The 21345-nt window shown below is 68.2% G+C and carries 22 protein-coding genes; 9 read left to right on the top strand and 13 right to left on the bottom strand.

What is annotated here, in order from left to right; translation table 11 throughout:
* Nucleotides 1-132: 132 nt before the first annotated feature.
* The gene (locus GVY64_RS20935) at nucleotides 133-603 is read left to right on the top strand and encodes a MarR family winged helix-turn-helix transcriptional regulator (protein WP_159844023.1); all 471 of its coding nucleotides are present in this window, start codon (nucleotides 133-135) and stop codon (nucleotides 601-603) included.
* A gap of 4 nt (nucleotides 604-607) precedes the next feature.
* Here the strand turns inward: GVY64_RS20935 and mftD are convergent, their stop codons facing one another.
* Both mftD and mftE read right to left on the bottom strand, forming a co-directional pair.
* Nucleotides 608-1831, bottom strand: coding sequence for a pre-mycofactocin synthase MftD (gene mftD / locus GVY64_RS20930; RefSeq protein WP_159844021.1), 1224 nt, complete (start codon nucleotides 1829-1831; stop codon nucleotides 608-610).
* On the bottom strand, nucleotides 1828-2529 hold the full coding sequence (mftE, locus tag GVY64_RS20925) for a mycofactocin biosynthesis peptidyl-dipeptidase MftE (RefSeq protein WP_159844019.1): 702 nt from the start codon (nucleotides 2527-2529) through the stop codon (nucleotides 1828-1830). The genes mftD and mftE overlap by 4 nt, the downstream gene beginning before the upstream one ends.
* Nucleotides 2530-2593: 64 nt before the next feature.
* Between mftE and mftR the strand changes: the two genes are divergently transcribed.
* The 6 genes from mftR (at nucleotide 2594) to GVY64_RS20895 (ending at nucleotide 7954) form a co-directional block, all read left to right on the top strand.
* Nucleotides 2594-3190 (top strand): mycofactocin system transcriptional regulator, encoded by a 597-nt coding sequence (mftR, locus tag GVY64_RS20920; protein ID WP_159844017.1) that lies wholly within the window; start codon nucleotides 2594-2596, stop codon nucleotides 3188-3190.
* Nucleotides 3191-3329: 139 nt separating this feature from the next.
* Entirely contained in the window at nucleotides 3330-4235 is a 906-nt protein-coding gene (locus GVY64_RS20915) for an STAS domain-containing protein (protein WP_063018025.1), read from the top strand.
* A 13-nt stretch (nucleotides 4236-4248) separates the two neighbouring features.
* Nucleotides 4249-4638, top strand: a complete 390-nt coding sequence (locus GVY64_RS20910) for an STAS domain-containing protein (protein WP_039798459.1) — start codon at nucleotides 4249-4251, stop codon at nucleotides 4636-4638.
* Nucleotides 4628-5041 (top strand): ATP-binding protein, encoded by a 414-nt coding sequence (locus tag GVY64_RS20905; protein WP_051020806.1) that lies wholly within the window; start codon nucleotides 4628-4630, stop codon nucleotides 5039-5041. Before GVY64_RS20910 ends, GVY64_RS20905 begins: the two co-directional genes overlap by 11 nt.
* Nucleotides 5034-5666, top strand: a complete 633-nt coding sequence (locus GVY64_RS20900) for a SpoIIE family protein phosphatase (RefSeq protein ID WP_159844015.1) — start codon at nucleotides 5034-5036, stop codon at nucleotides 5664-5666. The genes GVY64_RS20905 and GVY64_RS20900 overlap by 8 nt, the downstream gene beginning before the upstream one ends.
* Nucleotides 5663-7954 (top strand): SpoIIE family protein phosphatase, encoded by a 2292-nt coding sequence (locus GVY64_RS20895; RefSeq protein ID WP_159844013.1) that lies wholly within the window; start codon nucleotides 5663-5665, stop codon nucleotides 7952-7954. The genes GVY64_RS20900 and GVY64_RS20895 overlap by 4 nt, the downstream gene beginning before the upstream one ends.
* Here GVY64_RS20895 and GVY64_RS20890 read toward each other — a convergent pair.
* The 9 genes from GVY64_RS20890 to GVY64_RS20850 form a co-directional block, all read right to left on the bottom strand.
* Nucleotides 7899-8963 carry a DUF4185 domain-containing protein gene (locus GVY64_RS20890; protein WP_159844011.1) on the bottom strand — a complete coding sequence of 355 codons (1065 nt, stop codon included), beginning with the start codon at nucleotides 8961-8963 and terminating at the stop codon, nucleotides 7899-7901. The two genes, GVY64_RS20895 and GVY64_RS20890, sit on opposite strands and share 56 nt — an antisense overlap.
* 331 nt (nucleotides 8964-9294) lie before the next feature.
* Entirely contained in the window at nucleotides 9295-10305 is a 1011-nt protein-coding gene (locus tag GVY64_RS20885; RefSeq protein WP_159844008.1) for a DNA topoisomerase IB, read from the bottom strand.
* Nucleotides 10306-10464: 159 nt separating this feature from the next.
* Nucleotides 10465-11175, bottom strand: a complete 711-nt coding sequence (locus GVY64_RS20880) for a hypothetical protein (protein WP_159844006.1) — start codon at nucleotides 11173-11175, stop codon at nucleotides 10465-10467.
* Nucleotides 11176-11209: 34 nt separating this feature from the next.
* On the bottom strand, nucleotides 11210-11587 hold the full coding sequence (locus tag GVY64_RS20875) for a PepSY domain-containing protein (protein WP_159844004.1): 378 nt from the start codon (nucleotides 11585-11587) through the stop codon (nucleotides 11210-11212).
* Between the two features lie 474 nt (nucleotides 11588-12061).
* Entirely contained in the window at nucleotides 12062-14374 is a 2313-nt protein-coding gene (locus tag GVY64_RS20870; RefSeq protein WP_159844002.1) for an arylsulfatase, read from the bottom strand.
* Between the two features lie 86 nt (nucleotides 14375-14460).
* Nucleotides 14461-15525, bottom strand: coding sequence for a TIGR03617 family F420-dependent LLM class oxidoreductase (locus GVY64_RS20865; RefSeq protein ID WP_159844000.1), 1065 nt, complete (start codon nucleotides 15523-15525; stop codon nucleotides 14461-14463).
* Nucleotides 15526-15740: 215 nt separating this feature from the next.
* Nucleotides 15741-16121 carry a hypothetical protein gene (locus GVY64_RS20860; RefSeq protein ID WP_159843998.1) on the bottom strand — a complete coding sequence of 127 codons (381 nt, stop codon included), beginning with the start codon at nucleotides 16119-16121 and terminating at the stop codon, nucleotides 15741-15743.
* 385 nt (nucleotides 16122-16506) lie between these two features.
* Nucleotides 16507-17811, bottom strand: coding sequence for an APC family permease (locus tag GVY64_RS20855; RefSeq protein WP_328820986.1), 1305 nt, complete (start codon nucleotides 17809-17811; stop codon nucleotides 16507-16509).
* 90 nt (nucleotides 17812-17901) lie between these two features.
* The gene (locus GVY64_RS20850; protein ID WP_201298091.1) at nucleotides 17902-18165 is read right to left on the bottom strand and encodes a hypothetical protein; all 264 of its coding nucleotides are present in this window, start codon (nucleotides 18163-18165) and stop codon (nucleotides 17902-17904) included.
* A gap of 114 nt (nucleotides 18166-18279) precedes the next feature.
* Between GVY64_RS20850 and GVY64_RS20845 the strand changes: the two genes are divergently transcribed.
* Together GVY64_RS20845 and GVY64_RS37295 are read left to right on the top strand one after the other, a co-directional pair.
* A complete protein-coding gene (locus GVY64_RS20845) occupies nucleotides 18280-18933 on the top strand; it encodes a PAS and ANTAR domain-containing protein (protein WP_159843994.1) in 654 nt (217 codons plus the stop codon).
* 99 nt (nucleotides 18934-19032) lie between these two features.
* Nucleotides 19033-19185 carry a hypothetical protein gene (locus tag GVY64_RS37295; RefSeq protein WP_201298090.1) on the top strand — a complete coding sequence of 51 codons (153 nt, stop codon included), beginning with the start codon at nucleotides 19033-19035 and terminating at the stop codon, nucleotides 19183-19185.
* Nucleotides 19186-19466: 281 nt separating this feature from the next.
* Here the strand turns inward: GVY64_RS37295 and GVY64_RS20840 are convergent, their stop codons facing one another.
* Both GVY64_RS20840 and GVY64_RS20835 read right to left on the bottom strand, forming a co-directional pair.
* Entirely contained in the window at nucleotides 19467-20375 is a 909-nt protein-coding gene (locus tag GVY64_RS20840) for an oxygenase MpaB family protein (protein WP_159843991.1), read from the bottom strand.
* 260 nt (nucleotides 20376-20635) lie between these two features.
* Complete coding sequence (locus GVY64_RS20835; RefSeq protein WP_159843989.1) at nucleotides 20636-21343, bottom strand: hypothetical protein; 708 nt, start codon at nucleotides 21341-21343, stop codon at nucleotides 20636-20638.
* Nucleotides 21344-21345: the final 2 nt, after the last annotated feature.

Raw genomic sequence — 21345 nt, 5'->3', positions numbered from 1 at the left:
AGCCTAGCCACCACCGCCTGGGCCACTCCTGGTTAGGCAACCCTATCTCGGACAGTTGCCCGGGAAAGGTTGCACGTTCAACCCCGGTGATGCTACCTCTCATGGAGACACGTCAGAGTTTGGAGCGCTATCGTGACCGATCCCCCTTGGCTCGATGACGTCGAGATGCGCGCCTGGCTGGGTTTCGTGCGCACCCGCGACCTCATCGCCGCGGCGGTCGGGCGGGACTCCACCAAGGAGTCCAACCTCACCTACGTCGAATACTCGGTGCTGGCCTATCTGGCCGAGGCGCCCGACCACCGGCTCACCTTCGCCGACCTCGCGGCCAAGCTGGAATGGTCGCAGAGCAGGTTGTCCCACCAGATCACCCGGATGGAGAAACGGGAGCTGGTCGTCCGCGAGCCGATCCCCGACGACGCCCGCCGCACCGCCGCCAAGCTCACTCCGCGCGGCGCCGACGTCCTGACCGGCGCCGCGCCCGCGCACGTGCACAGCGTGCGCAGGCACATGATCGACATCCTCGATCGTCAGCAGCTGGCCGCCTTGGCCGACATCTACGACACCTTGCTCGCGCACCACCGCCGGGCGGCGACCGAAAGTTGACCGTTCAGGCGGGCGTAGCCGCGTGACCGGCGGGCGCGGTTGCCGCGGTGGACGTTTCCGGCAGCCCGAGCGCTCGCTCGAACCCGGCGGGCACCACCACGTCCGAGCGGTCCAGATCGGTGACGCGCGTCTTGCGCAGACCCAGCAGCGCCGAGTCGATGCCGCCGCGCAGGACGTCCAGCACGTTCTCCACGCCGGCCTGCCCGTTCGCGGCCAGCCCCCAGAGGTAGGCGCGCCCGATCAGCACCGCCCGCGCGCCCAGCGCCACGGCCTTCACCACGTCGCTGCCGCGCCGGATGCCGCCGTCGAGCAACACCTCGATCTGCGAGCCCACCGCGTCCGCCAGCACCGGCAGCGCCCGGATCGCGGCGGGGGTGCCGTCGAGATTGTTGCCACCGTGGTTGGACACCGAGATCCCCGCCACACCCGCGTCGACGGCGCGCAGCGCGTCGTCCACCCGCATGACGCCCTTGAGCAGCACCGGACCTTCCCACTGCTCGCAGACCCACCGCACATCCGCCCAGTCCGGCGGCGGCGTGCCCATCCATTCGCCGTAGGCGCCGAAGAAGCCCGGCGCAGGGGCGTCACCGATGGCCATGTTCGGCGCGGTCAGGTCCGGGATGCTGCCCGATCGCACGTACGTCGCCAACCAGCGTGGACGCGCCAGGGTCTGCGGCGCGAACTTCAGCATGGTGCGCAGATCCAGCTTCTCCGGGATGACCGGGCTGCCCCAGTCCCGCCCGTGCGAGAACGACCAGTCCAGCGTCAGGATCAAACCGACCGCACCCGCGTCCTTCGCCCGCCGCATCCGCTGCAGGATCTCGTCCTTGCCGCCGCACCAGTACAACTGGAAGAACGTCGCCGGGTTGGCCGCGATCACCTCTTCGATCGGCTTGCTGGCGAACGAACTCAAGCCCATCGCGATGCCGCGCGCCGCGGCTGCCCGGGCCACGGCCACCTCGCCGTCGGGGTGCACCGCCTGCACACCGGTCGGCGAGATCAGCACCGGCATCGAAAGATGCTGTCCCAGTACGGTCGTCGACTGGTCGCGCTCGCCGATCGGCCCGGCCACGTGCGGCGCGAAACCCAGTTCGATGAACGCCCGCTGGTTGTCCTCGATGGTCTGGCCGCGCTCGGAGCCGGCGATCAACGCGCCGTACACCGATTTCGGCAGGCGCTTCTTCGCCCGCCGCTGCGCTTCGGCGACGGTCTCGAACCACGGGTTCATGTTCCGGTCCTTTCCGGGGAGTTCTCCGGCCACCAGAGCCGGGTTCGGTCGATCAGGTCGGTGCTCAGGTGCGCGAGCAGGGCCGCGCCCTCGGCGGCGGTCGCGCCCGCCGGGTCGCCGAGCACGCCGTTGGCGCTCACCGCGCGTACTCCGCCGCGACGCAGCAGCGGCAGCAGTTCGGCCAACGGGCGGGTGTCCCCCGCTGCGGAGCGGTCGTCGCGTACGCGCTCGGGCGCCAGCGCCAGTTGCAGCGCCGTCTCCGACCGGCCCGCGTGCGGGTCGCCGTCGAAGCGCGGCAAGAACAGCCGCACGTCGCGTGACTCGGCGCGCAGCAGTTCCGTCGCCCGGCGCAGCGCTTCGATGTTGCCGCCGTGCCAGTTGACCAGCAGGACGCGGTCGAAGGTGTCGGTCGCCGAGCGGCACAGCTCGACCACCAGCAGTTCCAGCGCCGCCTGCCCGATCGACAGTGTGCCGGGGAAGCCCGCGTGCTCGCCGCTGGCGCCGTACGGGATCGCGGGGCCGACGAGCACGTCCGGGCGCGCGGCGGCCAGCCGGGCGCACAGCGCCGCGGCGACGTCGGTGTCGGTGGACAGCGGCAGATGCGGGCCGTGCTGCTCGGTCGCCCCGACCGCCACGGCGAGGATCGCACCCGCGGCGGCGCGCGCGCCCGCCTCGGGCCAGGTGAGATCCGCCAACATGTCGCGAGATTATCGTCAGTCACTGACATAATCAATAGCCGCGGTGGGCGAGCACAATCAGACGATGCTGGAGAACCGGCCCACGCGCGGCCGCCCACGAGGCACCACCAAGCGCGAACTCGAAGTGATCGCCATGCGGCTGTTCAGTGAACAGGGCTTCGACGAGACCACCGTCGAGCAGATCGCCGCCGCCGCGGGCATCAGCGGACGCACCTTCTTCCGGTACTTCCCCACCAAGGCGGAGGTGCTGTGGTGGCAGTTCGACGACGAGGTCGCCGCCCTGCGCGCCGCGTTCGCGACGGTGCCGGACGACGTGCCGATGATGACCGCCGTGCGCCGGATCGTGGTGAGCGCCAATCAATATCGTGCCGAGGACGTTCCGGAACTGCGCACCCGTATGCAACTGGTCGCCACCGTCCCCGCGCTCGCCGCCACCGCCGGTGCGCACTACGACGCCTGGGAGCGCGCCGTGAGCGCGTTCGCGGCGAGCCGGCTCGGCGAACCGGAGGACGGGCTCATCCCGCTCGCCGTCGGACGGACCACGCTGGCGGCGGCGCGCGCCGCGTTCGACGCCTGGCTGGCCCGTGCCGACGCGGACCTCACCGTGTATTTGGACGAGGCGCTCGCAGCGCTGGAACGCGGGTTCGCTACGGTGCCGTAAGGTCCGTCACACTCGAACATCCGGCGAACAAGCGGTAGGTTTCGCCGGTGACGCGGGTGGGGTATGACTAGGCTCGGAATCGGCTAGCGCCGAATGCACGAAGATCCCGACTAACCCGTCGAAAGGGGCAGGAGTTTCCATGTCCGAGGTGTCCATGAGCCTTTCGGCGGATTCCCTGACCGCGGGACCGGTCGACAACCTGCTCCCGCAGCTGGTCGAGCACCTGCGCCAGAACCGCACCGCGCTGCGTGAGGAATGGGCGCGGCGCATCACCGACGCGCAATTGCTGACCGCGATGACGCCCGAAGAGATCTTCTCCGAGGCCACCTCGGTCTACGACAACTACGTCGAGGTGCTCGAGACCGGTAGCGTCGAGGCGCTGCAGGCCTACGCGCGCGACCTGTCCGAGCGCATCATTCCGCGCGGCGTCGAGACCGACGAGGTGCTCGGCATCGTGCTGCTGCTGCGCGACGTGCTGGCCCGGTCGCTGTTCGAGAAGTACCAGGCGGACTTCGAACTGCTCAACGCGGTGCTCGACGCCTACGAACCGGCCGCCAACCGCATCGCCAACACCGTGGGCGTGTCCTTCGTCCAGGAGCGCGAGCGCGTCATCCGCCAGCAGCAGGAAGCCATCCGCGAGCTGTCCACCCCGGTGCTCCAGGTGCGTGAGCAGCTGCTGATCCTTCCCATCATCGGCGTGCTGGACAGCCAGCGCGCCCGCCAGCTCACCGAGCAGCTGCTGCGCGCCATCCGGGCCAACCGCGCGAAGGTGGTCGTCATCGACATCACCGGTGTGCCGCAGATCGACTCCACCGTGGCCAACCACTTGGTGCAGACCGTCGACGCGTCCGGGCTGATGGGCGCGAACGTGATCATCACCGGCTTGTCCTCGGAGATCGCGCTCACCCTGGTCACCATCGGCCTGGATCTGTCGAAGATGAACGCGGTCGGCGACCTGCAAGGCGGTATCGAGGAGGCGGAACGGCTGCTGGGCTATGAGGTTTCTCGCGTCACCGAACGGGTGACCGAACGCGACGGCCGCTGATCAGGCGCGTCACATGCCGGTTCCGATTCTCAAACAGGGGACTTATCTCATCGCGTCGGTGCAGTCCGCACTGACCGATGCCGATACCGAGCGCCTGCAGGACGACCTGATGAAACAGGTCAGCAAGTATCGGGCACACGGCATCATCGTCGATGTCACCGCCATCGACGTGATGGATTCGTTCGCCGCGAGATCCTTGCGTACCATCGCGCACATGACGCAGCTGCGCGGCGCCGAAACGGTGATCGTCGGTCTGCAACCGGAAGTCGCGTTCGCCATGGTGCAACTCGGGCTCACCTTCGAGGACATGCACACCGCCCTCGATCTGGAAGAGGGGCTCGCCTGGTTGGACCGCAAGATCCCAGCCCGTCGCCAGCGAGACGGTCGTGACAGTGGCCGCTGAGAACGTGGTGATCGCGGTCAGGGTGTCCGGAGACATCGTGACCGCACGTCAAGCCGGACGCGAACTGGCAGCAAAACTCGGATTCACCCTGACCGACCGCACGATGATCTCCACGGCGATCTCCGAGATCGCCCGCAACATCACCAGTTACGCGGGCAGCGGCGAGATCCGCCTGCTCGTCGACGACCGGGAGGGTAGGCAAGCCCTGGTGGTGCAGGCCGAGGATCAGGGCCCCGGCATCATCGACATCGCCAGGGCGCTGGAGGACGGCTATTCCACCGGACGCGGGCTCGGGCTCGGTCTCCCCGGAGCCCGGCGGTTGATGGACCGGCTGACCGTGGATTCGGCGCCGGGCCGCGGCACGCTGGTGGAGATGTGGAAGTGGGTGCCGAACGGTGCATGAGGACGGGCTCATCGGCCGGATCGAGTGGGCGGTGGCCGGTCGCGCACTGCCTGGTCAACAGGTCTCCGGTGACCGCGGCGTCGTCCTCGACACGGGCGGCGGCACCGTCCTGTTCGCGGTCCTGGACGGGCTCGGTCACGGCGCCGCCGCGGCGGACGCGGCCGATCGCGCCGCGCGGGTGCTGTCGGAGAACCGCGCCGAACCGCTGGACGTGCTGATGGTGCTGTGCCACCGCGCGATGGCCGACACCCGGGGGGCGGCCATCTCGCTCGCCCTGTTCGACGAGGGTGACACGGTGCGCTGGCTCGGCGTCGGCAATGTCGAGTCCCAGGTGCTGACCGCGGGCCCCGCGGGTCTGCGGGTGCACGCGACCGTCCTGCTGACCGCGGGCATCGTCGGCTATCGGCTCCCGGCGACGCTTCAGCCGCAGTCCATCGCGGTCCGTCCCGGTGACCTGCTGCTGATGTCCACCGACGGCATCGTCACCGAATCCACAAGCGAAATCGACCTTTCCAAGTCCACCGCCGACATCACCGCCGAGATGCTCGCCCGGCACGCCAAGGACACCGACGACGCGCTGGTGCTCGCCGCGCGGCACCGCGGTGCGGGAGGGACGGCCAGATGAGCGCCCTGCTGGCCGACTTCCTCGACGACTACGCCGATGCGCTACGGCGGCACATGGATTCGCCCACCCAGGCCGGCCTCGCCGAGGGGTACGAACTGGGCAGGCGTGCCCTGGTCGAAGGCATCAGCCTGCTCGATCTCACCGAGAACCACTTCCGGGTCGTGCAGGACGTGGAGGAACAGCGACAGCAGGACAGTTCCGCCGAGGGCGGCGAATCCCGGTCCCGCCTGCCGGAGACCGCGCTGGAATTCCTGTTGCAGACCCTCGTTCCGCTGGACATCGCCACCCGCGGCTACCTCGACGGCACCCGCCGCTACGAACAGCAGCGTTCCCGCGCCGACGACCTCGCCGGACGCGACGCCTTCCGGACCGCGCTGGTGGAATCGCTGCAGGACGGCTTCTTCGTCGCCGACGCGCAGGGCACCATCATCGAGGTCAACACCGCCTTCGGCGCGTTGACCGGCTACGGCGCCGCGGGTGTCCCCTACGCGCTGCCGCATCCGTGGTCGAGCCCGGAGGGTCCGCGCTATCCCGACCTGGGCACCGAGGCGCAGCGCTTCGTCATCCCGATCCGCCACCGCGACGGCCGCAACGTGTGGCTCGCGGTGAGCACCAGCGCGCTGATCAAGCCGGAGGGCAACGAGCGGATCTTCGTCGGCACGCTCCGCGACATCACCGCCGAACATGATGCGCAGGCGCGTGACCAGGCCGCCTCCCGCCTCGCCACCGCTGTCGGCGCGGCCACCAGTGTGGTGGAAGTCCTCGCCGTCGGGCTCGACGAGGTGCGCCGCACGGTGGGGGCGGAGACCGCGGTGGTGGCGGTGTGGCCCAGCCGCAACGCCGTGCCGGAGGTGTACGTCTCCGGGGTGGGCGCCGACGGCGCGTCGCACGACGGCGCCGCGTCCCTCGACGACCGGTCGCGCGCACTGCTGGATCGGGCCAGGCGCAGGCCACCGCGCAGCCTGCTCGCCATTCCGGACGGTGCAGAGAGCTCCGAGGGCATCGTCGCGCCGCTCGGCGAGACCGGCGACGCGGCGATGTGGTTGCGCTTCGCCGCGCCGCGGGCGATCAGCGCCGCGGACTGGACGCTGTTCTCCCTGCTGATCGGCCATCTCAGTCTCGCCGTTCAGCGGGCCCGCAACTTCGACCAGGCCCGCGCCACCTCGCTGACTCTGCAGCGCGCCATGCTCGGCCCGATCGATCTGCCGCCGCGTTTCTCGGTGCACTACGAACCCGCGCTGCCGCCGCTGGAGATCGGCGGCGACTGGTACGACGTGGTGCCGCTGCGCGACGGCACCATCGGCGTGGTGGTCGGCGACTGCGTCGGGCGTGGTCTGTCCGCCGCGGTGGTGATGGGCCAGTTGCGCACCGCCGCCCGTGCGCTGCTGCTGCGCGGCGCGGGACCGGCGCAGTTGCTCGCCGAACTCGACACCGTCGCCGCGCGCATCCCCGGCGCCATGTGCACCACGGTCTGCGCCGCCGTGCTGGACCCGGTGCGCGGACTGGTCCGCTACAGCAACGCCGGTCACATGCCACCGATCCTCGCCGACGTCGGCAAGACCGGCCGGATGCTGGAAGGCGGACGCGCGGTGCCGCTGGCGACCTTCGATACGCCGCGCCGGCCGGAGGCCACCACGGCGCTGACGCCCGGTTCCACCCTGGTGCTGTTCACCGACGGCTTGGTCGAACAGCGCGGCGTCGACATCGACGAGGGATTCGCCAAGATCGCCGCGGTCCTGGCCGAGACCTCGGGGCGGCTGCCGCGCGAGGTGGCCGACGCGGTGCTCTCGCGGCTTCGGCCGGACGCGGGCTACGACGACGACGTGGCCATGGTGGTCTACCGCCAGCCGCCCGCGCCGCTGCGGCTGGACGTGCCCGCGCGCGCGGACGAGCTCGCGGCGCTGCGGCGCACGCTGAAGGGATGGCTGGCCGCCGCGGCGGTGCCGCACGATCTGGCCGCCGATCTGGTCGCCGCGGCCAACGAGGCGTGCAGCAACAGCATCGAGCACGCCTACCGCAACGACGACAACGGCCGGGTGCGGATGTCGGCCACCTGCGACATCGACACCGTCGTCATCGTGGTCACCGACACCGGCGACTGGAAGCCACGGGCGTCCGATCCCGGCTATCGTGGCCGTGGCATCGACATGATGCGCGCGCTGACCGAGCAACTCGACATCGACAACTCGGAAGCGGGTACGACCGTGCGCATGTCGGTGACGCTGCCCGCGATCACGTTCCCGGTGGCCAATCCGTTGCGCGGGACGAACCGCCGCGTGGTCGGCTGACGACTCGTGCCGCAGTGATCGGAGCGACCGGCCGGACTCCGTAGATCCGGAATTGCATGCCGCGATACGGCATTCCGGATTCCGCCCATTCGCTGACGATCATGCAGAATGCACCGTCGAATCTGCTGTCCGGGTGGACGTAGCAGCCATAGAGACGCGGCACGATATCCGGCCCGCCCGGCGCCCAGAAAGACCCTTTCACGGGACGGTAGGTCGGGGCCGTGCGCCAGTTGTCGGTGATTCTCGCGGCGACTTTGACGAAAGCGCCGTAGGCCCCGGCGTCGAAACCGGACATCACCCAATTTCCCTGAACCCGCCGCAATCCGATTTCGCCGAGCTTCGTGCCGTCGGCCAGGATGCCGAAACGTGGATCGCTGCCGGGATCGCGGCCCCATCCCCAGTCCCAGCCGTTCCACCCCCATCCCTGCCAGGCCGCCGGATCGGTGAGCGCCGTATGACTTTCCCGCACCCGCCACAGCAGCATGTTCTTGTTGCGGGCGAGTCCGCCGGTGGAGATGACGTAAACGAAGCCGTCGCCGCCGCGTTCCCAGGCAATCATGGTGCGTTTCCCGCCGTAGGCGCTGGTCGACCACCGGACCGCGGTGTCGGTCCAGCTCTCGCCGTTGTCGTCGGAATAACGGATCTCGCACCAGCGCTCGTTCGCCAATCCCTGGGTGACCATCACCCACAGATAGATCCGGCCGCCGATGGTGAGGGCGTCACAAGGCAGGATCGTGGAGTACTCCGGGTTGTCGTGCACATAATCCCAGAGTTGTCGAGCGCCCCGCGCCGCCGAGCCGAATTCGATCGGCACCGACATGTCGTGGGTACTGCTGCGCAGCAGCATCGGAGAACGCCAATTCGGGCCACCCACTCTCGGTTCGGTTCCGGAGAACGTGTCACCGAGCAGGTATCCGATTTCTCCACTCGGCATTCGGAAGGGGATGAAGAGATCCGAGCCGCCGATGTCGGCCATGGGGAGCGGGTTCAAATTCTTGATCTTGGGCATCGCCGGATCCTGTCGATTCTCGGAGCGTCGTTTACCAGATCGGCTCGTAGGGATCACCGCGAAGTGCGGAGAAGTTGCTCGTCCAGTATCAGGCGATGATGGCTGCGCCGTTGCTGGTTCCGGGGAACGAATTCAGGTGAAAATGAGGAAACCGACTGCACAGCTTGTGTTTCGGCAGCTGAGCAGGTCTGAATTCCTGGATATGGCCGGTGCCCGACCTTCGATGCCGAGTGCGGTCTCGGGTGTGCACGATGTTCGCCGCTGGTGCCCCTCGCGACGATGCGATCACATAGCCGACTTCATCTTCCGGCGCGCATCGGGCGGGCCGGTGTCATCGCATCCGGCGGAGCATACGGATTACGGCGCTGTCGATGATCGCCCGCTCCGCATCGGCCGACTCGGCTCGCCTCGCGCGCCGCAGCGCCGCGGCGACGGTCGTGCCGTTCTCGAATGCCGTCACGACTCGTGGGTCGACATAGGACGCCTGGGCGACCGCGGGGGTATTGCCGAGGGCAGCGGCGACCTCGTCCATGACTTCCCGCACCGCGGTCCTGCGCGCCCGGCGTGCGGCCGGGCGTTCGATCGAACCGAACGCGGCCGCCGCGAGGACGGTGGCCTGCCAGGTGCGCAGATCTTTGACGCTGCACTCGCACGCGGCGAGTTCGCGGAAGCGCGAGTTGATGTCGTCAGCGCGCAGTTCGCCGTAACGGCTGCCGTCCCGGTACACCAAGAGCCGATCGGAATCCGCTTTGCTGCGCAGCAGCGATCGAACCGCTTTGGCAAGCAGCGGATCTCGGACGCTCACGCGGCGCCGGATGCCGCCCTTGGCGAGATAGTCGAAAAGCATTCGATCCCCGGACACCTCGACCTGCTCGCGCAGCAGCGTCGCGACGCCCCGGGTGCCGTGCTCCTCGGCGTACTCCTCGCCTCCGACCCGGAACACTCCGCGATCGACCAGGTCTACCGCCACCGCCTCCACCCGCCGCCGGGCGAGGCCACGCAACGCGAGGTCTTCCCGCACCTGGGCGCGGATCTCCGGCAAGCGCCCGGCCAGGGCCAGGACCCGGTCGAACTTCTCCTCGTCGCGCTCTTTGCGCCACTGTTCGTGGTACAGGTACTGGCGCCGCCCCGCGGCGTCGACGCCGACGGCCTGGATGTGGCCGTTGTCGTGTGGGCAGATCCACACCTTGCGCCAAGCCGGTGGGATCGCCAGCCCGCGGATGCGCTCCAACGTCTCGTCGTCGTGCACGGGTGCGCCCTGCACGGTGCGGTAACCGAATCCGCGCCCGCGCCGGACGCGCTCGACTCCGCCGTCGTACGGTCGGCTACGGCGCAGTCGCATTCAGTCACCGCCGGTGACCGCGGTCCGGTCGCCACGCGGTCGCTCATGTTCTGTCCTCACATCAGATAGCTGCCCCGTCCGGCACCGGCGAAACCACCCGAGCCGCCAGGACCCGGCAGTTCGGCCTGGCGGCGCGCTGGGCGAGAGCCCACCGGCAAGCTATTTGGCCGGCGGGACGAAGGGCTGATTGATCGTGGTGAAGTACTGCACCAGCGCGGCGACGGCCACGGGTGCGGTGACGAAGAGCTGACCGGCGAGCGTGCCCAGCGCGCCCACGGCCAGGATGCCGCCCAGGCAGCCGACGGCGGCGGCGGGGATGAACGGACCGAACATGCCGACGATCGTCGCGGCGGCGACCGTGGCGCCTGCGATGCCGCCCAGCACGCAACCGACCAGGCCGCCGCCGAGCCCGCCGACGACGGTGCCGATCGCGGCGCCGCTGGCAATGGTGTCCTTGAGCCGGGTGAAGGCCGCGACCTCACGCTCGTACGGCGTTCGCCAATGCGCCGAGTCTTCGAACGGCAGAGCGACCGGGCGGTACTGGGCGTGGGCGATGTCGAAGCGTGGTGTGAGCGTCGCCGTTCGGCCGCTGATATCGGCCGCGATGGGGAAGACGAAATCGTCGACCCGGAACTCGAGGGGCGTGCCCGCGAGTACGGTGCCGTCGGTCGCCTCGATCGCGAATATCCCGTTTTCGGCCCGCATCGAGCCCGCGTCGATCCGGACGACGACGTTCTCGGCGGAGGTGGTGGCGGTGTAGTTGACGACTTCCGCACCGGCATCCCGCGGTGCGGCGCCCGCGTTGCCGGCCGAGATGCCGGTCAGCGCGACAGCGAGCGTCGAAATCGTGGCGATCTTGCGCAGATTCATGTCTCCGGAACCCTTGACCTTCGTTGTGTCGCTGTCAGTCCTGGCGCACGGTGCCCAGCACGGCTCCGCTGGTCGCGTCGATCGTCACCTCGTGCTCCACGCCGTCGGGTGTCCGGAGTTCGACCTCCCACACCGTCGTCCTTCCCTCGTCGTCGAGTTCGGCGGAGACCACGGTGCTACCCGGCACGGCTTCGCGCGCTTTGTCGCCGGCTTGCTCCCTGCCGATCGCGGGCGCCGCGGTGAGGGCCCACTCGTGGTCCGGTACAGCGGCGGCGACGGCCTGCCGGGCGGGCGATTGCGGACTCGCGGCAGCGTACAGCGCCACGGGGCCACCGACGAGGAGCGCGGCGGCAACGGCGCCCGCGAGCAGTCCGCGCCGACCGGACAGGCTACGGCGAAGAGTGGCTTTCATAGCGAAACCTCCTGTTGGAATTGCGATCTCGAAGCTGAAGATCACCTTCGCAGCAGGGGGCTTAAGGCAGCCTGAAGGCGCCTGAAATCCGCTTCAGGAATGGCGAATTGCGATTTCTCCCGCCATTGCCGGGCCGCGGGAGTTAAGGTCGGTCACGGGTCGGGGTTTCCGGGGGTTTTCGCATCGTCTCCGTCGGTCAGTCCCGACGCTGCCCGCGCCGGCCGTGCCCGCTGCTCGGCTGTCGCCGAGGCGCGGGGGTGGGTGCGCTCGATCCCCTCCGACTGCACCCACCTTCCCGGATCGCTGCGAGCGGCGTCGGTCGGTAGCGGCCCGACGATCAGGTGGCGTCGAGCCCGATACGCCGGGCGAGAAGAGAGATTCGGTTTGCGAAGTGTTCGAGGAACTCCGCCGACCTGCGCATGACCGGACAGATATTCGGCGATGCCGACTGATCGGCATCGGCGGCGCGCGGAATCATTCGGCGACGAACTCCGCCTCGCGCTCCACCGCCTCGATGGCCGGTCGCGGCACCCGAATCGGACCCGGCGTGTAGGTGATCGCGCGCAGCGCCCCGGTGTAGCGGAATGTACCGCGGCGTTCCCGCAGGTCCCAGGACACCGGGCCGCGGGCGTCGACGCCGACGGAGATCCCGGTCCACGGCGACATGCCGACCAGCTGCACCTGATCGAGCAACCGCGCGAGGGGCGTGCCGTCGATCTCGAGAGTGAAATCCCACCTCAGCCGGGGTCGCACGATGGCGCGCACGGTGATCTGCCGCGCACCGGCCGTGAGGGGTGATGTGGTGACGCTGTCGTAGCGGCCGTAGCTGTTGAGTCCGAAGGTCGCCCGGCCGTCCTCGACGTAGAGGACATAACCACCCAGCGGATCACCGTGTGCGACCAGCACCCCTTCGTCACCGGAGGCGTAGCCGGCGAGTTCCGCCTCGATGGCGAAGTCCCGATAGGCGATCAGTCGCTGGGAGCGATACCGTTCCAGGGTCGGCGTGCCGGGCAGCAGCCGGACGGGAGCCGAGAAGCGTTCTTCTCCCGGCCGCCGCCGCGCCAGATCTTCGCGGGTCAGCAGCGGAAACACGGTGTTCGCCCAGGCGGATTCGTCCCATGCGGCGGCCAGTTCCGCGACCTTCTCCGGGAACCGCTCGGCGAGGTCGTGCAGCTCCGTCGGATCGGTGCGGACGTCGAACAATTGCCACTTCGGCTCGTCGATGTCGGTCCCCGGCTCGTACAGCGACAGCAGCTTCCATCCGTCGCGATAGAAGCCCCGGTTGCCGACCATCTCCGAGTACTGCTCGGTGTGCTCGGACTCCGCCCGCGGATCACGCAGCGTCCGCACCGCCGAGACGCCGTCGAAATCCTTGGCGGGCAGCCCGTTGCGCACACTCGGCCGCCGCAATCCGGCCAGCTCCAGCAATGTCGGCGCGAGATCGGTGACGTAGGTGTACTCGTGGCGGATACCGTCGTCGCCCTCGCCGCGCGGCAGCCCCTCGGGCCAAGAGATCACGAATGGCACGCGCACACCACCTGCGAAAGTTTGGCCTTTGTAGAAACGGAACGGCGTATTCGATGCCTGGCCCCACCCGCGCGGATAGTGCACGCCCAGCTTCGCGGTGCCGATCAACTCCTCGTCGTGCGGGACGTCGCCGATCCAATCCGGATCCGTGATGTGGGCGAATTCCGCGAAATAGGTGCGGGTGCCCTCCGGCCCGCCCTCGGCGGTGCCGCCGTTGTCCGAGGTGAACACCACGATGGTGTTGTCGAGTTCGCCGAGTTGCTCGAGCGTGTCGACGATGCGCCCGAGGCTCTGGTCGATGCTGTCCACCATGCCCGCGTACACCTCCATGTACCGGGCGAAGCGGCGCTGCTGCGCGGGAGTCAGCGAGTCCCACTCCGCGGCCTCGTAACCGGGTTCGGTGTTGCGGGGTTTCTGCTGCGTACCGGCGGGGAAGAGGCCCTGGGCGAGTTGCGCGGCGAACCGGCTGCGGCGCAGTTCGTCCCATCCCTTCGCGTAGCGACCGCGGTACTTGGCCAGGTCCGCGGGTTTCGCCTGCAGGGGGCCGTGCATGGCCACGTGGGCGAAGTACAGGAAGAACGGTTTGGCCGCGTCGTGCGCGCGTAGATCCTTGATGTAGGCGATGGCCTTGTCGGTCAGGTCGTCGGTGAGGTAATACCCCGGCGGATACTCCTCGATGTCGATGACCGAGGAGTCCGAGATCAGCTGATTCGGGTAGTAGAAAGAGTTCAGCCCCTCGAGCGAGCCGTAGTAGCGGTCGAACCCACGCTGAGTCGGCCAGCAATCCCGAGGTGCGGCGGGGTTCATCGTGGCGTCGCGCACCAGGTGCCACTTGCCGACCGCGTAGGTGGCGTAACCATTGCCGCGCAAGATTTCCGGCAGGGTCAGCACATCGTCCGCGAGTTCCAGGCGCAGACCGGGATAGCCTGGATCGGCGTTGGCGACGAAGCCGAATCCGGCGCGGTGGGCGTTGATCCCGGTGAGCAGTGACGCCCGCGACGGCGAGCACAGCGGGGTGGTGTGGTAGTTGGTCAGCCGGAGACCGTCGGCGGCCAGCCGGTCCAGCGTCGGCGTCTCGATCTCCGAGCCGAACGGGCCGATGTCGCTGTATCCCATGTCGTCGATCAGCACCACGACGATGTTCGGAGCACCCTCGGGGGCGGTGGGCAGGAAGCGCCAATCCGGCGTCGAATCGGCCGCGGTGCGACCGACGGACCCGCCGAAGTCCTCGTAGCCGCGAGCATGGGGTGGAACAGGCATCTGTGCAGTCAAGCCGGCCGATCCCCTGCTCACTACTCTTTCACGCACCCTGCGCCGAACGAGTGACCGGGTGGTCCGGTGTTGTGCTACCTTCGCGGGCGAACGTTGTTGCTGCGCACCCCAGCGGGCGCGGTTGCGTCCCGGTGCTCGTGCAACGCGTCCACCAAGTCGGCGACATCCTCCATATCCGGTGTGTAGCCAGGGAAATAGCAGCACACCTCCTCGATGCCGGCGCCGAAGCGGGTGGCGATCTGCGCCGCGCACTCTTCCGGAGCCCCGACCACTCCGATCGTGCGGACCATCTCGTCGGTGACCAACGCCCGCATCTCGGCGAAACCGCCCGCCTTGGACAACGCGTTGAGCCGGGAGTGCACCTGTGCCCATCCCTCGACCTCGAGAACCGGACGATAGGCGGGAGTCGACCCGTAGAACGCGATCAGGGCGCCCACCCCACCGATCGCGGCAGCCAGCGCTTCCTCGGTGCGTCCGAGTGCGACCATGACCTGAGCGGTCACCGGGAAATCGTCCGCGGTCCGGCCGGAACGGCGCAGACCCTCGGTGAGCGCGGGCAGCGTGCGCTCGGTGAAGTGGCGCGCGCTGTTGAACGGCATCACCAGCAGCCCGTCGGCGACCTCGGCGGCCTTGCGGGTCATCACCGGTCCGAGCGCGCCCATCAGCACCGGCGGTGGCCCGAACGGGTTCGGGCCGGGATCGAAAGTGGGCGGCATCAGGGTGTGCGTGAAGTACTTGCCACGAAAGTTCAACGGAGCCCGGCCTTCCCATGCGGCGAGGATCTCTCGCACCGCCGCCACGCTTTCCGCCGTACGCTCCGCGGGTGCGCCCCACGTGCTGCCGTAGCGCTTCTCGATGTGGGCGCGGATCTGCGAGCCCAACCCCAGCCGGAACCGCCCCTCGCTGTATACCTGCAGGTCGTAGGCCGCGTGCGCGAGATGCATCGGGCTGCGCGGCCCGGCGATCGCCACGTTCGTCATCAACTCCATGGGGGTCGCACCGGCCGCGACGACGAGAGGGAAGAACACATCGTGCGGGCCCTCGAAGGTGAACAGTCCGTCGGCCCCGGTTTCGGCCAGTTCCCGCGCGTCGGTCGCGACCTGCCGCGGCGCTCCGGTGACCTGCAGATGGACCTTCACATCGACCTCCGTCGGCCCTCGGTGCGTCACGGCTTCCGCGACACGACCCCATCGTATGGACAGCACTCCGCGCACATGTCCAGTACGACCGGATTCCATGCGTACGTCCCGCGAATTCGGTGCCGGTCGAACCTGCCACCAATTCCTCGTTCGCCCTCGGCAGCCGGGCCGGCGCCGAGGGCGAGCCGTGACGCGACGGTGATCCGAGCGCGAACTCACACGCCGAGAGCCCGGTTTTCGTGCACCGTGACCACGACCACGATGTCGCCATAGGGAGCCGCACCCATGGCCAATCGGTGGGTCAGCCGCGCCAAGCCGACCCGTTTGCCATATTTGACCTGCATACCGGTTCGCACCTGATCGAACAGCGGACCGGTCCGCAGCAATTCGGCGGTGCCTTGATGCTGTCGCGACCCGAGGGCCGGCTCGCCCCGCCAGTCCGCGGCTTGCACGATGACCCGGCGGTCGCCGTCCAGATGCCGCGCTTCGCTCGAATGCGACGAGATCCGGAAGGCCAGACGCCCGTGACCGACCGGCAACACCAGGTGCGGCACGGTGTTCCAGTGTCCGCCGCCCTGCGGCTGCGGATATGTCACCAGAACTGTGCCCGCGTCCCACCACAGCATCCCCGGGTGCCATTCGCTGGGACGGTCCGGTACGGCGAGACCGCGGTGCGCCGCTGCGCGTGTACTGTCGTGCCGCGGGTTGTGACCGTGGACTGCGCTACCGAGCGGCGAAACACCGTGCGCGGGGTATGTCATTGCGTGGAACCTCCAGGCCAGTTGCTACTTCAGGGATTACCGATTCGATCTCCGTACTGCGATCGGCGCTGCGGCGCCGCGGATCCGGCAGCTGGATTCACACCCGGGCTGCCGTTTTCTCAGGAGGAAATCTAACTAAGTCGTCATAGATTTTGTGTACCACCGGGCTCATACCGGTGCAAGGACATGGTCCTGTCGACGCGCAATGGAGAGCGAATCGTCACGCTCCGCGCCCGGCCGGGGAGGCGCTGCGACCGTCCGGCTGCGCAAGACGTGCACGCACCGCGTTCGCGGCCGCGAACAGCACGCCGACCCCGATCAGGATCGAACCGCGCAACCACACCTCCGCGTCGATCCGGGTGAACAGGAACAGGCAGGAGATCAGACCCAGCCACGGCGCCACCACGGGCACCCGGAAATGTTCCCCTTCGTGCGGCTCCCGCCGCAGGATCAACACCGACACGTTGACCGCCGCGAAGACGACCAGCAACAACAGCACCAACGTCTCGGCCAGTGCGGCCACCTCGCCGGTCAGTGCGAGCAGCAACGACACGACCGTTGTCACCACGATCGCCACCCACGGCGTCCGGCGGCCCGGCAACACCCGGCCCAGCGCCCGCGGCAGCAGTCCCTCGCGAGCCATGCCGTAGGCCAACCGCGAGGACATGATCCCGGTCAGCAGGGCTCCGTTCGCCACGGCGACCAAGGCGACCACCGCGAACAACTCGTCCGGAACGCCTCCGGCCGAGCGCACCACTTCCAGGAGCGGCCCGCTCGAGTTCGCCAGGCGCTCGGTGGGCACCACCGCACCGGCCACCGACCCGATGAGCAGATACACGCCACCGGCGGTGAGCAGCGCCCCGAAGAGCGCGCGCGGATAGGACCTGCGCGGCTCGGTGACTTCCTCCGCCAGATTCACCGAGGTCTCGAACCCGACGAAAGAGTAGAAGGCCAAGACGGCGCCCGCGAGGGTCGCGCCGACAACGCCGCGCTCCGCCGTCCCCACCTCGGTGAGCCGGCCCGGGTCGGCGTCTCCTCGGAAGATCACCCACGCCCCGAGCCCGATCACGACAACGAGCCCGCCGACTTCGACCAGTGTCGCGGCCACGTTGGCGCGCAGCGACTCCTTGATCCCGTAGACGTTGAGCAATGCCAGCGTGGTGAGGAACACCACGACAACGACCGCGGTCGGCAACGTCACCAGGGCGCGTAGGTAGCCCGCGGCGAAAGCCCTGCTCAGCGCCGCCACCGACACGACACCGGCGGCGAGCATGCAGAAACCGACGAGGGATCCGGCCGCGGGCCCGAGCGCACGGCCTGCGTAGTGGGCCGAGCCGCCTGCCTTGGGGTACTTGGTCGCCAACTCGGCATAGGAGCCCGCGGTGAGGCAGGCGAGACCGAGCGCCACCAGCAGAGGCAACCAGACCGCGCCGCCGGACTCCCCCGCGATGGACCCGACCAGCACATAGATGCCCGCGCCCAGGATGTCACCGAGGATGAAGAAATACAGCAGGGGCGTGCTCACGGCCCGTCGCAGAGAATCCACCACGAAGCGGCGGATACCCGCGTGATCGGCGCCGAAGCCGTCGGCGACCGCACCGGGTTGCGATCATCCTCACGCCGGTGCCGGGGCGATCGCCCGGACCGGAGTCTCAGGCACGGGACCGTGCGAGAAGTACCGGCCCAGTCCGACGGTGAAGACGAGAATCCCGTAGACCGAGTGCTCCACCGAACCGGTGAACAGCGACCGGGTCCGCACGTACCGGGACGCGAAGATCCAGCTGCCGAAATCGCTGGCGATGACCGAGAACCAGCTGCCGAAGACGATGTGCACGAAGCCGAAGGCGGCCCGCTGGGCAGTTTCGGGCCTTTGCCGCATCTTCGCCGCAATATTCGCGGCAGGAGTGCGGAGGGGGCGGCTCGGTGAGGCGGTTCACGGCCCACCGGTGCGGTACTGGCGCATACCGGCCCGGCGGCGGGGAATGCAGAGGCCGTGAACGACAACGCGCCATCGGGACCGGCGCCCACGGTCCCACTCTCGAAGCGGACCGGACGTTTCCAGTTCTGGTTCGCCGATCAACGCTGGGAATGGTCGCACGAGGTCGCGGCCCTGCATGGTTACGCGCCGGGCGAGGTGACGCCCACGACGGAGTTGCTGTTGGCGCACAAACATCCCGACGATCGAGCCGAGGTCGCCGACACCCTGGCCACGACTGTGCGGACCGGGCTGCCTTTCAGCGGCCGCCACCGCATCATCGATACCGAAGGGGTGGTGCACCACGTGCTGGTGGTGAGCGACCAGATGCGTGATTCCACCGGTGCGGTGGTCGGCACGGCGGGCTTCTATATCGATGTCACCGACACCGTCGATGAGGAGCGCCAGGAAATCATCGATGAGACGCTGCCGGAAATGGTCGCCGCGCGTGAGGTGATCGAGCAGGCGAAGGGCGCTCTGATGCTGGTGTACGGGATCTCGGCCGATCAAGCTTTTCGTGTGCTGATTTGGCGGTCGCAAGAAACGAACACGAAATTGCGTGTCTTGGCCGAGGAATTGGTCGCGGCGCTGACCGATTTCGGCGGCGCCGGAGTGCACACGCGCACCCGCTTCGACCACGTACTGCTCACCTTGCACGAACGTCGCCGTTGACCGGCCACGCCGGGCTGCTATCCCGTGACCGCGACGAAGCGGACGAAGTGTGAAGTGGACCGCGGCGGGTAGATCGAAGCCACGAGAAAGGGGTTTGTCATGGCACGCGAGAAAGACAGGGACGACGAGAAGACCGACGAGCCCAAGGGAGGCAGGCCGGGCCCGACCGATCAGGACCGCCACGGCGGAATGGCGACTCGGGAGATAGCTCCGGAACTGACCACCGACGAGGCGCAGGAACCACCGGACTGATTCCTTCGGCCGCTCCTCCGGCAGGGAACGGGCGGTCATACGAGACACGATGACGGCGGCTCGACAGCGTTGGGGCCGTCACCCGCGCACGCCCGGATCACTCGAAGACCACAGGAACCAACCGAGCCCCGAACCGGTCTGCATCGGTTCGGGGCTCGCTCGGGGGTATTCGTGCCTGTCCACCGATCGCTCGGTAGCTTGACAAGACGAATGTACCGGGTGGCGCGCGAAATCGCCAAATCCCAGTGCCGCAGTGGCCGAACGGTTTAGCGAGCAACTGCTCAGATCAGGTTTTTCTGCTTCCGGATGCGCCGGCGCAGGTCGACCATCAGCGCGTGCGATCCGCCATGGCGGACGAAGCGCGGAATGAAGCGGTTGACGAATGAGACGAACACGAAAAGATGCTCGAAACGCCGCTGGTCGGCGGCGGTCCACTCGACCCGGAGTTGTTCCCGGAAGATCGGGGCCAGGAATCCGATGGTGAGGAATCGCAGCAGGTTCCGGAAAGGCAGCCGCAGGTACCAGTGGATCATACGAAGCTCGAGCAAGGCTTCGAGGTAGCCTCGGACGTAGTCGTCCAGCACGACCTGCTCGCAGGCGGCGTTCCAATATTCGTCGAATTCGGCCCGGGTGGCGGGCCACATGTCCTCGGTTACCTGCAGGGTGGTGCCAAGTGTGGACGAGGAGGTGTAGAACGCCTCGGCCTGCGCGTCGTTCATTCTTCCGTGCAGCAGCTGATAGGTGTCTTCGAATCCGATGTACAGGCAGGCGGCGACCCACAATTGGAGATTGCGGTCGAAGGCGTTGTACTCGACCGGGGCGCCCGGGGCCGAATGCACCTGCCGGTGCGCCACATTCACCGCCTCGCGATATGCCTTGCGCTCTTCGTCGGTGCCGAGGATGGCGACCGCGAGATATTGCGTGGTGGTACGCGCGCGTTTCCACGGATGCTTCATCAGCGAGCCCGATTCCACCTTGCTCTCGGCCACACCGTAACCGACACCGGGCCGGGCCATCTGCATGACCACGTTCGCCGCGGCGCCGGCGAACGACCAGAAATCCAGCGCGTCGGTCAGTTTGATCGGCCGCTTGGTGAACGGCCGATGCGTCACGCTGATACCGATGCGGGTGCGATCCTTGGTCAGCGGCACTCCGTGGTCGTGATCGGGTTGATGAGCGACTGCGGTCATCGGGATGTCCTTCCATCTGCGTTCACACGTCGAACGACGAGGCGAATCAGCCGGGTCGACGTCAGCCGGACGCCGCCTTCTCCGGACTCCCCCGCGTTCGATGACCGGGTGGGCCACCTCTGACTTATGTTATTGAGTATTCTATCCAACTCGCCGGGTTGTACAAGTCTCTATAATGGCTTTACTAGCAATTACAGTCTCCCCCATCAACAATCATATGTTTATTGAAATTCCTTCTATATGGCGAACCGCGTACGCGTTCAGGGCTGTGCAGGCGACGTCAACGGCGAGTTCACCTTGTTCACCAACCACCGGTCCCCGACCTTCTCCAGGCGCATCACCATCGACAGCTGCCCCGGCGCGGGCTTGCCCTTGGTGCCGAGACTGGTGATGGTCTGGCCGATGACCACGATCGCTTCGGCGGAGTGCTCGTCACCGGCGCGGATCGCGCATTGCACGTCGCGCGCGGCCGAGGTGACCTGCCCCTCCCCGAGCACCGCACGCAGTTCGGTGCTGGTGGACTCGAACTGTTTCTTCCAGTCGCCGGTGGCGCCGTCACCGACAGCGGTGAAGTACGCGTCGAGGTTCTTCGAGTCGTAGTTCGCCAGTATGGGCGCGTAGCGGCAGGCCGCGGCGCGTGCATCCTCGTGGGCCGCCAGCAGATCCTTGCTGTTGGCGGCCTGCACATACCAGTAACCGGCCGACGCCACCGATACGCCCACAAGGACCGCTGCCGCCGAGCGCAGCACGATCGGCGCGGGGCGTCCGATCGGCAGGCGGCGCAGCCTTTCCCACCGGCCGGGGACTTTCGCGGCTTCGGAGCCGGCGGTGACGCCGTGATCCGCGTCGGCGTCCCCGTCCCCGTCCGCCGGGTCACCGGAGCCGGCTTGCACCGGGACGGCCTGCTCTTCCGGTTCGGTTGCGGACGAGTCGGTTTCAGCGGCCGGATCGACGTATTCACTCTTCATCG

The sequence above is a fragment of the Nocardia sp. CY41 genome (assembly GCF_009829325.1).
Taxonomy (GTDB): domain Bacteria; phylum Actinomycetota; class Actinomycetes; order Mycobacteriales; family Mycobacteriaceae; genus Nocardia.
Note: the sequence above shows the minus strand (reverse complement) of the source record. Positions and strands in the feature narration are given on the sequence as shown.